Consider the following 12,722-nt stretch of genomic DNA (forward strand, 5'->3'; position numbering starts at 1 on the left):
TGATATGGCGCGTGTGGACACGCGCCATATTTCAAAGATTTATTGTAGCAAGAAATTATTTCTTTTTCTTAACAACAAAATCAAACTTAAACAATTCGTTGGGTTTTACATCCAATGCTTTCGCCAAAATATAAACCGTAGAAATTGTAGTGTTGGTAACGCCGCGTTCGATTTTTGCTATCTGCGAATATTCAATATCTGCTTCAAAAGCCAATTCCATCATCGTCATTTTCTTTTCATTTCGGATCTTCCGAAGATTTTCGCCGAAGGCTTTACAATAGTCAATATTGCGTGTTTTATTCACGTAAGCAAAATGGCATAAAAACCATAAAAACAATGTGTCATAAAAGCCATAATTATTATAATTGCTTATCTTTGACCCGGATTGTTTTTTATGATGAAGATTTCCAAACAGGCATTTAGAATTTTCTAAGGAAAGTTTGTATATGAAAATATTTATAAACAACCAACAACACCCTTGCTATGCGCCGCATTCTCGTGGCGCATTTTTATTCTGTCGCCTCTTGGCGATTTAAAATTCTCTTTATAAAAACAATTTTGATTACTAAATATTTTAGTTATACATTTACTAAAATATTTAGTTATGAAATTATTAAACAATCTCTCTGTTAATCTTGTTCCATATACATATTTATTGATTTTGCACCCCGATGAATCGGTTCGGGAAAAAATTCTGGAACAGAAAAAACTGTTTGCCGAAAAGCTGGAATGCCCGTCGTGCCTGCATTCCAAGCCACATATTACTTTGCTAAAATTTACGCAGTACAATTCGCTTGAAACGCGGATTGTGAAAAGAATTTCCAATTTTGCGCAAACAATTTCACCTTTCAGCATCAGTTTAAACGGTTTCGGCAGCTTTCCGTCGCACACCATTTATTTTAATGTACAGACCAAAAACGAAATTATTAGTTTGGTAAAAAACCTGCGCGAATTGCATTTGCCTTTAAAAATGGACAAAGACAACAAGCCGCATTTTATCACTGAACCGCACATTACTTTGGCGCGAAAACTTTTGCCTTATCAATACGAAAAAGGCTGGTTGGAATGGAGCAACCAAAACTTCACAGCCAGGTTTCCGGCAAGTGAAATGATTCTGTTGAAACGAAGAAATATTACGAGTAATTTTCAATTGGTAAAAACATTTTCATTCGCAGGAAAGAAAGAACAAGTGCAGCAAGGTTCATTATTCAGCCCCCTCAATCCCCCGAAAGGGGAATTTTTGAACCACAAAAATGACTAATTGACTAATGACTTCATGACCAATAAACGGATAACAAATAACTGATAACCGACAACAAAAAATGACTTACGAAAACGAAGATTCCATAAAGGAACAAGAAAAATATTTAAAAGGTCGCGGTGCGCAAATCAACACCAAAAACCGTTTCCTGAAAAACGAAACCGTGCGCGAACACGTCGAAGCCATCGATGATTGGAGTGAGAAAAATGTGGCTACGCAATTCATAGAAGTGGATGCCAAAAGCATCGTGAACAAAGTGGAAAGTCCCGACCTCGCGATGATGTACAGCATGAATCCCTATCAGGGTTGCGAGCATGGCTGCATTTATTGCTACGCGCGAAACTCCTTTGAATACTGGGGTTACAGCGCAGGGCTTGATTTTGAACGAAAAATTTTGGTCAAGAAAAATGCAGCTCAACTCCTAAGAAAATTCTTGATGAATAAAAATTATGAATGCACGCCAATCTCGTTAAGCGGCAATACAGATTGTTATCAGCCTGCGGAAAAAAAATATAAACTGACAAGGCACATTCTGGAAGTGTGTAATGAATTCAATCAGCCCGTCGGTATGATTACAAAGAACGCAGGCATCCTGCGCGACAAAGATTTGCTGGTAGAAATGTCGAAGAAAAAACTGGTCAGCATTTTAATTTCCATTACTTCATTTGACGAAGAAATTCGTCGTACAATGGAGCCACGCACTACAACAGCAAAACAAAGATTAAAAGTCATCAGTGAATTAAGCAACGCCGGTGTGCGCATGGGCGTAATGCTTGGTCCGATGATTCCCGGTTTGAACGAACACGAAATGCAGCGCATCATGAAAGCCGCAAGTGAAGCAGGCGCAACGTTTTCGGCATATACGTTTATTCGGTTGAACGGTGCAATTAAATTATTATTCCATGATTGGCTGTACAAAAATTTTCCCAACAGGGCAGATAAAGTCTGGCATTTAATTGAAAACGGACATGGCGGACAAGTGAACGATTCGCGTTACGGATTGCGTATGCGCGGCGAAGGCCCTATTGCCGATTTAGTGCGCCAGCAATACAAAAAATATAACAAGCTCTATCACCTTAATGACGAGCGTTGGATGCTCGACACCACGCAGTTTAAAAGGCCCGGCGAGCAATTAAGTTTGTTTTAATTTTTTTAATTACTGATTATTAATTCTCAATTGCACATTCCTTTTTATTTTTGGCAAATGAATATAGAATTTGAAAAAGCGGCAGCACGCCTGAAAGGAATAGTAAACAGAACGCCTTTGCAATTAAATGCAAACCTTTCCCGTCAATACAAATGCAACGTTTATCTGAAGCGCGAAGATTTGCAAGCTGTACGCAGCTACAAAATCCGCGGCGCTTACAACATGATTAGCACTTTGCCTGAAGAACAAATCAGGAACGGCGTGGTATGTGCCAGCGCCGGCAATCATGCGCAGGGCTTTGCTTTCAGTTGCCAGAAGTTAAATATAAAAGGCGTTGTGTTTATGCCGACCATTACGCCAAGGCAAAAAATCAACCAGACAAAAATGTTCGGCGGCGATAATATCGAAATACGTTTAGTCGGCGATACATTCGACGATTGTGCCGCAGCGGCAAAGGAATTTACTGCGGCGCACAACATGACATTTATTCCGCCATTCGACCACGAAAGAATTATTGAAGGACAAGGAACCGTTGCACTCGAAATTCTGGAAGAACAAAAAAATATCGATTATTTGTTTGTACCTGTCGGCGGCGGGGGCTTGGCTTCGGGAGTCGGTTTGTATTTTAAAGAACATTCTCCCGAAACTAAAACCATCGGTATTGAGCCGGAAGGCGCACCATCATTGACAGAAGCCTTAAAAGCAGGCGCACCCGTAACGTTGGGCGACATTAATCGCTTTGTGGACGGCGCGGCTGTAAAGCGCATCGGCGATTTAACCTTTAGCATTTGTAAAGACGTTTTAAGCGAAGCGCATTTGGTCGCGGAAGGAAAAGTTTGCTCTACCATTTTACAATTGTATAACCAAGACGCGATTGTAGTAGAACCCGCAGGCGCACTGTCCATCGCGGTTCTGGACGACTATAAAGATGAGATTAAAGGGAAAAATGTAGTATGTATCGTGAGCGGCAGCAACAACGACATCGACAGAATGCCCGAGATAAAAGAGCTTTCGCTGCAATACGAAGGCTTGAAACATTATTTTCTTATACGCTTTGCACAACGCCCCGGCGCATTGCGCGAATTTCTGAATCTGGTTTTAGGACCCAATGATGATATTTCGCGTTTTGAATATATTCATAAAACCAACAAAGAACATGGTCCCGCGTTGGTTGGTATTGAGCTTTCCGCAAAAGAGGATTACACGCCGTTAATGGAAAGAATGAAAAAATATAACATCGATTTTACGGAACTGAACAAAGACGATATTTTGTTTGGGTATTTGGTGTAACAAAAAAGCCACTTTAAAAAAAGCGGCTCGGTGTACAAAGTACATGAGAATTATATCGTAAAAAACATTTCAGTAGTAATACGCTTCGCTTCGAGATTATAAACGGCAGCGAAGCGTTTATGGTAATTACATTGTATTTACTTTGAAAAGATTTTGGTCAACTCCTTGTCCAGCTCCTCTCCTCTCAAATCTTTCGCAACAATAATTCCATCAGGGCTGATTAAAAAGTTGGCAGGAATCGCATGAATGCCATATTTCACAGCTACCTCATCTTCAAAAGCCTCGAGGTTGGAAACTTGTGTCCACTCGAGCTTGTCGTGTTTTACGGCTTCCAGCCAGCGCTTTCTGTCGCCGTCGAGTGAAACACTCAGAATGTTTAAACCTTTGTCTTTAAACTTATGATAAGCCGCCGTTACATTCGGATTTTCCGCGCGGCAAGGATGACACCAACTTGCCCAAAAATCCACCAGCACATATTTGCCGCGGTAAGACGACAGAGAAATACTTTTACCGTTAATATCTTTCTCCGTAAAATCTATTGCGGGCTTGCCAACAACAGCCATTCTTTTTCCGTCGATTAAAGCTTTAAGCGATTTAACCGTATCGTAATTTTTAAGCCGCGGGCTAAGTACAGCGTACAAAGCATCTGCTTCATCTAAGCTAAGGTCATTGTTGCGTATCAAATGTGTTGATAAAATAGTGTAACTCAACCATGAATCAGGATGATTTTTTATAAAATGTACATCCACATCTTTATCTGTACCGGTGTGATTTACACGAGCATCTTTCCTCTGAACGTCAAGCGAATCTGCCTGCTGCTGAAGTAAAGAGCCTGTTATATTGGTCCGGACAAAATTACTTTTATGTGTTACATATACATGACCGGGCTGTACATCAAACTGTGCAAATCCTTTAAAAGCCCTGCTCATTAAGGAATCTTTCAAATACAGATTTACTTGTATGCCGCCGTCTTTCATCGTTCCCTCAAAATGATATGTATTGTTTATTACAGAGGAACTATCTCGCAGATTTTGATTGTTATCTTCATAATTTAAATACACTTTGCCCGTGGTCAGTGTATCGGAAATAATTTTTCCGTCTATAACAAATTTACCGCTCTGCGCCATTGTTATCAAAGGCGAGGCAAATAATAAAGCCGTCATCAGTTTTTTCATTTCGATTATTATTTTTTTACATTATTGTCCGACTAAAATCGGGTATAAATCTGCTGTAACTCTCTATAGTAAAGGACTACAGCATAAAAAGTTATTGTTTCAAAATTGGGGGAGTACCCCCGATTTTTTTTCTATGGTGTAAAAGCAAAAGAAGCGTTGTGTGTTTTTCTCCATGCCTTATACGTGTCTTTGATAAACTCTAACAACGATACATAGCTCATCAGGTGCAATCTTATAACGGTGATCATGTTGGCAAAAGATTTCCTGGTTGCAGCTTTCTTCCTAATGACCACCATCAGCAGTTGTGCTATTAGTACGCAATATACCTGCATTTTAATAGCATTCACACTATTGCCCCAAAAGTAACGCAACGGAAAGTTCTGCTTGATTTGCTTGAACAACAATTCTATCATCCACCTGTTTTTGTATATCGTGGCTATCTGCGAAGCCGGTAAAGTAAAATTGTTGGTAATGAACACATATGCCTTGCCATCCTGGGTCTGGAACGTGATGCGCCTTAGCTTGAGCCGTTGTTCCTGTCCATTGCCGGTTTTTACCCCGATGGTGATGTATTGTTCTTTCAACACGCCTTTTGCATTTTTTTTCTTTGTTCTGTCCACCAATACTTTGGTTACGTGAAAAACAGCATTGTCCTTCATCCTGGTAACAAACCATATTTTCTGTTCCGTCCATTTCAAAAACTGACGATACACATTGTAGGCTTTATCGAACACCAGCCAACTGTTGGCAGGTAAATCCAACTCGTACAGAAACTTACGGTCATGCTCCCGGGCGGCGGTCATACGCACAAACTCAGCCACTCCGCTAAAGGCATCCATCATTGTGTGTACTTTGATGCCGCCTTTCTTGCGGCTCCCGTCTTTAGTGTTGCGCCCTACGCCACGAAGCAATTCGCTGAACACAACTGAATAGTGCTGCTGTCAATTATTTTCAGATTACGGATGCTCAAGCCCCTTAACCGGCTGTCCGAGATAAAACTGTGGTATTGCTGTAACAATTCGGTATAAATCGTTTCGAACACCAGAAAACTTCTTTTGCTGTTGGCATCCGACAGCGTGCTGCGCGCAGGCGCTTTATCAAAACCCAGGTGAACCAACTTGCCTTCACAGGCTAACATCCCCTCGCACAGCTCCCGCAAACCGTTGCAATAGCTGAATACACCATACAGCAGGCTTATCAAATGTATACGTACCGGTAATTTCTTGTAGTACCGGTTGGACTGGTGTTTTCTGACTGCTTTGTTTATCAAAGAACTGCTTATTAAATTTAATATCTGCGATAATATCGGCTGTCCGGTAAATTTTATAATTTCACTCATTAGTTATTGTTTAAGCTTGGTAACTCAAACTTAACTAATCGGGCGGTTCTTCGGAACCGCTTTTTTATCTATTTTAGTCGGACAATAGTGATTATTTTAATTATTTATTACCAAACAGTTCATTGATTTTCTTTTCTAAGTCGTAACCACGAAGATTAGTGGCAATAATTTTCCCGGAGGGGTCAATCAGGAAATTTGCAGGAATTGCAGTAACTCCGTAGTTTTTAGCTACAGGGCTTTCAAAGCCTTTCAAATCAGAAACCTGCGTCCATGTAACACCGTCTTTTTTGATAGCATCCAGCCATGCCTGTTTTGCGGTTGCAACGTCCAACGAAACGCCTAATACATTAAAGCCTTTATCACGATATTTAGCATACAAGCCTTTTATCGTAGGATTTTCTGCACGACAAGGTCCGCACCAGCTCGCCCAAAAATCAAGCAATACATATTTGCCTTTATAATCGGCAAGGCTTACAGGTTTGTTATTTACATCGTTTAAAGTAAAGTTTTCTGCCTGCTGATTTTTTTTGCTGTTTACTCCCACATAGTAATCTATATTTTTCCTTAATTGCTGAACGGCATCGTAATTTTTTAGTGAGGTATCTAAAGATTGATAAAGTACATTGCTCGTATCGGGACTAATCATATGCGAACGAACCTCTTGGTCTAATACCATATAACTTAGCCAAGATGCAGGATGCCTGCGAATAAAATCATTCATCACTACATCCGGCGGATGTTGTTTTAATGATAATTGATGTTTGAGGGAATCGTATTGAGCCTGTACAGTTGCGCCTTTGATAGTTACATCGGTAAAGTCGGCTTTGTGCTGAACCGAAACTTTTTCTCCTGCCGCAATATACACACCAATATCGAAAATAGAAGTTCTTGGATTATAGCCCGCAGGCTTTTTCATATCGCGCTTATACCAGTTAATGACTATTAAAGCCGCCCCGTCTATAAACGCTCCTTCGTAGTGATACGTATTGTTTGTTATCTTAGCACTGTCCGTAATATTGGTTACTAAATTTCCTTTATTATGATAGGAAATATAGATATAACCGTTAATAGCTGAATCTGATAATATTTTTCCATTGAGCGTAAATTTGTTCTGCTGCGCGAAAGACAATGCAGGCAGAAGTCCTGCACATAATATCGTTAATAATTTTTTCATCTGTATATATTTTATGTTTTTTATTTAAATATCTCTTTAAGCTTATCCTGCAACGCTTCTCCTCTTAAATTTTTAGCAATGATTTTTCCGTTCGGGTCAATCAGAAAATTTGCCGGCACCGAATTAACGTTATAGGACAATGCAGCTTTACTGTTCCACCAGTTCAGGTCGCTGACTTGCTTCCAATCAAGATGGTCGCGTTGAATCACTTCTTTCCATTTTGCCTTGGAATCCGGACGGTCAAGGGAAACGCCTATAATTTCAAAGCCTTTATTTTTATATTCGTTATAGGCACTTTTTACATTGGGCATTTCCGCCATGCAAGGACCGCACCATGTAGCCCAAAAATCCACCAATACATATTTACCTTTAAAGTCAGCGAGGGAAACATTATGCCCGTTTGTATCAGGCAACGTAAATACAGGTGCGCTATCGCCTATATTCGTTGAACGCATTCCTTTGATTCTCGAAGCCAGTTCTATGCCTTTTGGAGAACTCTTTAATTCATCCGATAAATTGTTATACAGCGAATCCAAAATATCGGGCGTTTTATTACCGATAGCATACTGGTCAAGCTGCTCAAGGCTTACCAACGAAGCCGGATGCTTCGCGATAAATTTTTGAATAACCTTAATCTTGCCCGGCATAATTTCTTTATCCCACCAACTGTATTTTCTTTCCCCGTCGCGCGTAGCATTCACGCTGTCCAGAAAAGCATACAGCATTTCGTTGTATTGCTGCAAATCATTATTCAAAGGTGTTCCCGACAATGCAGGATATTCTGCACCTTGCGGATAATCAATTTGGATATTGCCGGATTCGAGATAAAATATTGCGCCGTTACTTGAGCCATTGGGTGTGCTGAACAGAATCTGTCCTATTTCCGGCTCATCAATTTTCCCCTTGAATACATATTCTCCATTGGAAACCGTGGCAGAATCCAAATGCTTACCGGATTTTATATTATACCAATTGAGATAGACTTGTCCGCTTACCGGCATTCCCAGTTTTGTATGAACCGTATAGCTTTCCTGCGCTCCTGATAAGAAAGGTATCAGCGCAACCGTTAATCCTAATATTCTTTTCATTCTTTTATTTTTTTAAAGATTAAAATTTACATAGCAGGCAAACGAGGTGCATCATCTATGATGCTTTAATTTCAGCATATCATCTATTACATTTACTGCCTGATTAATGTAAATGTCCGAACTTGTTTCCCTAAGCCATTTTGTTTTCTCTGTTTCGGAAAAATTACTATCAACAGGTTCTATTTTCAAGCGTTGTGAAACTGGCAGCGCAAGTGCGCTTTTGTCCTGCACAATCATCTTTTGCTGTTCTGCCATTGCAGCTTTATAAGCATCTATATTCAGGCTTAATTTTTTGTGTTGCAAACGTGCCAACGGTTTGTTGTTATTATCCACTACTACAAATGAAGAATCTTTTGAAAGCCTTTCTGTCTCTGACTTTTGCAAGGCATCTATATCAAAATCCTCTTTCAGTTTCTTATAGTTTGCGGCAGCTACACTATCCCATTGCAAAACATTTGCGTTGTCTTTTTCACGCACTTTTTGATAGGTATAAACGTCGGGTAAAATAATATCGGGCACAATGCCTTTAATCTGCGAAGAACTTCCGTTTATCCGGAAAAATTGCTCGAAAGTCAGCTTCACAAAACCATTGCCTTCGCCTAAAGAAAACGGGCGCTGCACAGTACCTTTTCCATAAGTCCGGCTGCCGATAATCACGCCTCTGTGATAGTCCTTCATGGCAGCCGTAAATATTTCCGCCGCCGATGCAGTTTTTTCATTAACCAGCACCACGACAGGTCCTTTATACAAAGCCTTTGTTACAGGGCTTTTCAAGGCAACCGGCTTTTTGTTGCGCATCTTAATTTGAACTACCGTACTGTTATCCACCAATAAACCAACAATACACAGCACTTCCTGCAAAGAGCCGCCATGATTGTTTCGCAGGTCAAACACAACGCCGTCCACTTTTATACTATCCAATTGTTTCAGCACTTTGGCAACGTCTTCGGAACAATGTGCGCCGCCTGCTGTACTATCCAAATAAAATGATGAAAAACCAATGTAACCGATTTGTTTACCATCGTTTTGCACAACAGCCTTTTTCACAAATGCTTCGTTATCATTCGCTGCCTGTATTGTGTCACTTGATGGGACAATGTATTCGCTGTGCGGGTCGAGGATATGCAACATCGTATTGACGAATAACTTAAACATATCGGTATTATCCGCTTCTTTGGTCAGTTGGTTTTGTTGCCGGGTTCTCCATTCAAGCGAACGCTGCCTTGCAACTCTTTCCAATACTGAATCGGCATACTGATTGTTATGCTCTTGCAACGCCACGAAATATTGAATCGCGAGATATTTCAACATCTTACGGCGAACATCTTTTAACGCAGTTTCGCTTGTCGCAAAACTATCACTGCTGCTTCCATTTGTATTTACCGTTTCATCAATATCAAAATGGAAGGGCTTGGACAATAATTGCTTGTCTATCGCAAACGTTTCACCCAATCGCCTGGCATACAAATGATGCACTGCCGAAACAAATGTGAATGGTTGCGTTCCATGAATTTCATCATCCAATGTGTACTCAAATCGCTTCAAAGAATCGATGTCCTGCTGAAGAAAAATGCCTTTCAGCGGGTCGAGTGCATTGATGTAATTTTTCCATAGCACATGTGAAAAACTATCATCAATTGCTTTTGGATTGTAATGGTTCTTTTCTATCAGCCCGCTAATAAGCTGAAGTATTTTACCGGTGTTATTTCTGCTTCCTCTTATTGAAGAAGCAGAAATAACATTTAATTGTGTAATGAGAAGAAGACTAATCACAATACTTCCTGTCCGCGCACTATTTCTAAACATTTTCATTGATATATTTATTAACGCGAGCGGTAACCAACGCTTACAATTTTCCCGAATCCTGTCCATTGCGCAGCAAGTTGCAAAGCGCCGTTTACGGGTTGAATTTTATATTGTTCCAATGTTCCATTGCTGCCCGCCGCTCCGCCGGGATTGTATGTAGCAATAGTTAATTCAGAAGACCAATCGAAATAATTCTGGTTTTTCGTCATTTGTGCAAGACCATACCTATCATAAATATGCAGGAAAGACATATAGCTGATTTGAGCATTTCCATAATCTTTCATTAAAAAATTCTTTGACAATCCGAGGTCATATTCATATACTTTACTGCCTACGTTGTAAAACAGGTATTCATAATCGGGACTCACTGTAAAGTTGGTTGCATTGGCAATATCAACTTTATCCGACGAATTATACATATCCGGCATAAAAGGCTGGAAGTAGTACAATGCCGTATCGGTAAGAGCCGCACCCATTTTAAATCGTAAGAGATATAATTTAGACGATGTAGGGTCTTTCAATATTGAATAGACCTTTTTCACTTGCCCGCCTTCAGGATAATAATTCATGTTCATCCATTTTAAATCATAGCCCGTAGGATAATGCAGCAAAGGATTGACATCAATTACAGACGTTACAGCCGGATTGGTGGTTGTAACAAACTTCCTGTTTTCCGCATCATAGAATATGGCAGCATTACCATCTGTAGCCACATAAGGCGATACTTTGAATGGCGTACCTCCGGTAGTATATACATTTACCGGCGTATATTTAAACACATAGCCTGCATTTGTAGCCATGCTGTACCAATTATTATCATTACCATACATATAAATGGTAGGAGAGGAATTTGTATTATTGTATTGCCCGTTAATACTCTGCGCTGTAAAATTCTCCGGTACATCTCCCAACATTAGATAGCGGATATTATAAGTAGGGTTCCAAGCAAATGTTTCCTGATTAACACGGTTTGTGTTTTCTGACGTCAACAGAAATATGCCATAGTTCTGCGCGACTATATTGGACCGCGTATAGTTCATACAAAGTATCTGATATGGTTTGCCGGACATTGGCACAGTAGAACCCATGTGCTGCAATACATCGGTATATTGCGTAAACTTATTAAGCGTGCTGTTGTAGGAAAGCATATCCAGTCTTGCAGCACCATTCACATCATTCATAATTAAATATCCCTCATATACTTCCGTTGTTACCAGTACATTGGTTCTTATGGGATAGACTAATCCTGTCGCTTTATCTGTAACCCTGTATTGCAACGAATATGTGCCCGGAACAAGACCAATTTTTACATCTAAATTTTTACTGGTGGAAATCACAGAATCCCTCAACGGGTCCGGCGCCTGACCGGCACCCGACTGTCCCGTACCGATACGAAAAGACCATTCATAGGTATAATCATCTTCTTTATTATCATCCTTTGATGAAACCAATGTCGGAGTGATTTTCAGCGTATCGCCAAAATATGTGGAATAGCCGTTTATCGTATCAAACCCCTGAAAGGAAACTACATTTACATCGTGATAACTGTAATTACCAATGTCTTTGGAACAAGACGCTAAACCGAGCATCATCAAAGATGCCGCTATGCAAAAAATTATATTTCTCATTTAGAAAGATTTAATAATGAATCAATACTTACTTATTGAATTATCGCTCCCATCGTCATAAGCGTAACACCGTCGTCTTCATATACCGGATGACCTGCCGCCGCCTGGTCTTGCAAATAACGGTTCATGGTAATAGCGTACAATGTGGCTTCTGCGCTGCTGCCTAAATCATAAATAATACCGTGTGACGGAAAATCCAATGGCATACCCGTAACTGTATTCAGCAAACGAACTTTCTTTACACTGAATGTTCCGAAATAATAAGCACAGTTATTCCAATAAGGACCGGCTGTTAATCCATCGGCAACAAACAATCTTAATTGCAACGCATTTACCGTATCGCTAATACCATTGCCGGGGAATATTTTAATATCTGTATTGAAATTATCATTGGGGCTGAGATTTAAAATTAGTGTCTGTACAGTATCTTCCAAATCTGCTGCGCGTAATAATTTAACAGGAAAACTGTCCAGCACTTTACCCGCGTGCATCACAAAACTTGTAGGCAATACATAATGAGTAGCCGCAATTTCGGTAGATGCCGGGTCCACCGAAATATTAAATTCCCGGTCGGTATTTGCAGCAGAACCGGTAACTGCCATAGGAATCATGATGGTGGTATCCTTTACCGATTCGGGGCTAAAGCCAAATGATACGCTCACACTATCGTATCTGACTTGTTGGGGAGTACCGCCCCAGTTGAAATAAATATTGTCTTTTGCATCGTATGTCAACAGCGTATCCTTTTTACAGGAAGCCAGCAAACACAATGTGCATATAAACAGCCCGATATATTTTAATTTGTTCATACTTC

The 12,722-nt window shown here is 40.1% G+C and carries 12 protein-coding genes; 3 read left to right on the forward strand and 9 right to left on the reverse strand.

The window, feature by feature from the left end; translation table 11 throughout:
- Positions 1–55 precede the first annotated feature (55 nt).
- Complete coding sequence (locus A9P82_RS04730; protein ID WP_066204715.1) at positions 56–304, reverse strand: helix-turn-helix domain-containing protein; 249 nt, start codon at positions 302–304, stop codon at positions 56–58.
- 300 nt (positions 305–604) lie between these two features.
- On the opposite strand from A9P82_RS04730, the gene A9P82_RS04735 reads away from it, so the two are divergent.
- The 3 genes from A9P82_RS04735 (at position 605) to ilvA (ending at position 3,698) form a co-directional block, all read left to right on the forward strand.
- A complete protein-coding gene (locus A9P82_RS04735) occupies positions 605–1,261 on the forward strand; it encodes a 2'-5' RNA ligase family protein (RefSeq protein WP_066204720.1) in 657 nt (218 codons plus the stop codon).
- 61 nt (positions 1,262–1,322) lie between these two features.
- Positions 1,323–2,408: a PA0069 family radical SAM protein gene (locus A9P82_RS04740; protein WP_066204725.1), complete on the forward strand. Its 1,086-nt coding sequence runs from the start codon at positions 1,323–1,325 to the stop codon at positions 2,406–2,408.
- 57 nt (positions 2,409–2,465) lie between these two features.
- Positions 2,466–3,698: a threonine ammonia-lyase gene (gene ilvA / locus A9P82_RS04745; protein ID WP_066209607.1), complete on the forward strand. Its 1,233-nt coding sequence runs from the start codon at positions 2,466–2,468 to the stop codon at positions 3,696–3,698.
- Between the two features lie 137 nt (positions 3,699–3,835).
- Here ilvA and A9P82_RS04750 read toward each other — a convergent pair whose 3' ends face one another.
- The 8 genes from A9P82_RS04750 to A9P82_RS04780 form a co-directional block, all read right to left on the reverse strand.
- Positions 3,836–4,873, reverse strand: a complete 1,038-nt coding sequence (locus A9P82_RS04750) for a TlpA disulfide reductase family protein (protein ID WP_066204728.1) — start codon at positions 4,871–4,873, stop codon at positions 3,836–3,838.
- A 131-nt stretch (positions 4,874–5,004) separates the two neighbouring features.
- Positions 5,005–5,796 (reverse strand): IS4 family transposase, encoded by a 792-nt coding sequence (locus A9P82_RS04755; protein ID WP_082915143.1) that lies wholly within the window; start codon positions 5,794–5,796, stop codon positions 5,005–5,007.
- Entirely contained in the window at positions 5,769–6,212 is a 444-nt protein-coding gene (locus tag A9P82_RS15245; protein WP_082915142.1) for a DUF4372 domain-containing protein, read from the reverse strand. Before A9P82_RS15245 ends, A9P82_RS04755 begins: the two co-directional genes overlap by 28 nt.
- Positions 6,213–6,312: 100 nt before the next feature.
- Positions 6,313–7,386: a peroxiredoxin family protein gene (locus A9P82_RS04760; RefSeq protein WP_066204731.1), complete on the reverse strand. Its 1,074-nt coding sequence runs from the start codon at positions 7,384–7,386 to the stop codon at positions 6,313–6,315.
- A gap of 20 nt (positions 7,387–7,406) precedes the next feature.
- The gene (locus A9P82_RS04765) at positions 7,407–8,474 is read right to left on the reverse strand and encodes a TlpA disulfide reductase family protein (protein ID WP_066204734.1); all 1,068 of its coding nucleotides are present in this window, start codon (positions 8,472–8,474) and stop codon (positions 7,407–7,409) included.
- Between the two features lie 51 nt (positions 8,475–8,525).
- A complete protein-coding gene (locus tag A9P82_RS04770; RefSeq protein ID WP_066204737.1) occupies positions 8,526–10,286 on the reverse strand; it encodes a carboxy terminal-processing peptidase in 1,761 nt (586 codons plus the stop codon).
- 11 nt (positions 10,287–10,297) lie between these two features.
- Positions 10,298–11,908, reverse strand: coding sequence for a PKD-like family lipoprotein (locus tag A9P82_RS04775; RefSeq protein ID WP_082915234.1), 1,611 nt, complete (start codon positions 11,906–11,908; stop codon positions 10,298–10,300).
- Positions 11,909–11,940: 32 nt separating this feature from the next.
- Positions 11,941–12,717, reverse strand: a complete 777-nt coding sequence (locus tag A9P82_RS04780) for a DUF4843 domain-containing protein (protein WP_066204743.1) — start codon at positions 12,715–12,717, stop codon at positions 11,941–11,943.
- Positions 12,718–12,722: the final 5 nt, after the last annotated feature.

The sequence above is a fragment of the Arachidicoccus sp. BS20 genome (assembly GCF_001659705.1).
In the GTDB taxonomy this organism is placed as follows: domain Bacteria; phylum Bacteroidota; class Bacteroidia; order Chitinophagales; family Chitinophagaceae; genus Arachidicoccus.

Excerpts from the sequence above, each read along its gene's own strand:
- A9P82_RS04735 (WP_066204720.1), top strand. The coding sequence starts at position 605 with ATGAAATTATTAAACAATCTCTCTGTTAATCTTGTTCCATATACATAT.
- A9P82_RS04740 (WP_066204725.1), top strand. The coding sequence starts at position 1,323 with ATGACTTACGAAAACGAAGATTCCATAAAGGAACAAGAAAAATATTTA.
- ilvA (WP_066209607.1), top strand. The coding sequence starts at position 2,466 with ATGAATATAGAATTTGAAAAAGCGGCAGCACGCCTGAAAGGAATAGTA.
- A9P82_RS04750 (WP_066204728.1), bottom strand. The coding sequence starts at position 4,873 with ATGAAAAAACTGATGACGGCTTTATTATTTGCCTCGCCTTTGATAACA.
- A9P82_RS15245 (WP_082915142.1), bottom strand. The coding sequence starts at position 6,212 with ATGAGTGAAATTATAAAATTTACCGGACAGCCGATATTATCGCAGATA.
- A9P82_RS04760 (WP_066204731.1), bottom strand. The coding sequence starts at position 7,386 with ATGAAAAAATTATTAACGATATTATGTGCAGGACTTCTGCCTGCATTG.
- A9P82_RS04765 (WP_066204734.1), bottom strand. The coding sequence starts at position 8,474 with ATGAAAAGAATATTAGGATTAACGGTTGCGCTGATACCTTTCTTATCA.
- A9P82_RS04770 (WP_066204737.1), bottom strand. The coding sequence starts at position 10,286 with ATGAAAATGTTTAGAAATAGTGCGCGGACAGGAAGTATTGTGATTAGT.
- A9P82_RS04775 (WP_082915234.1), bottom strand. The coding sequence starts at position 11,908 with ATGAGAAATATAATTTTTTGCATAGCGGCATCTTTGATGATGCTCGGT.
- A9P82_RS04780 (WP_066204743.1), bottom strand. The coding sequence starts at position 12,717 with ATGAACAAATTAAAATATATCGGGCTGTTTATATGCACATTGTGTTTG.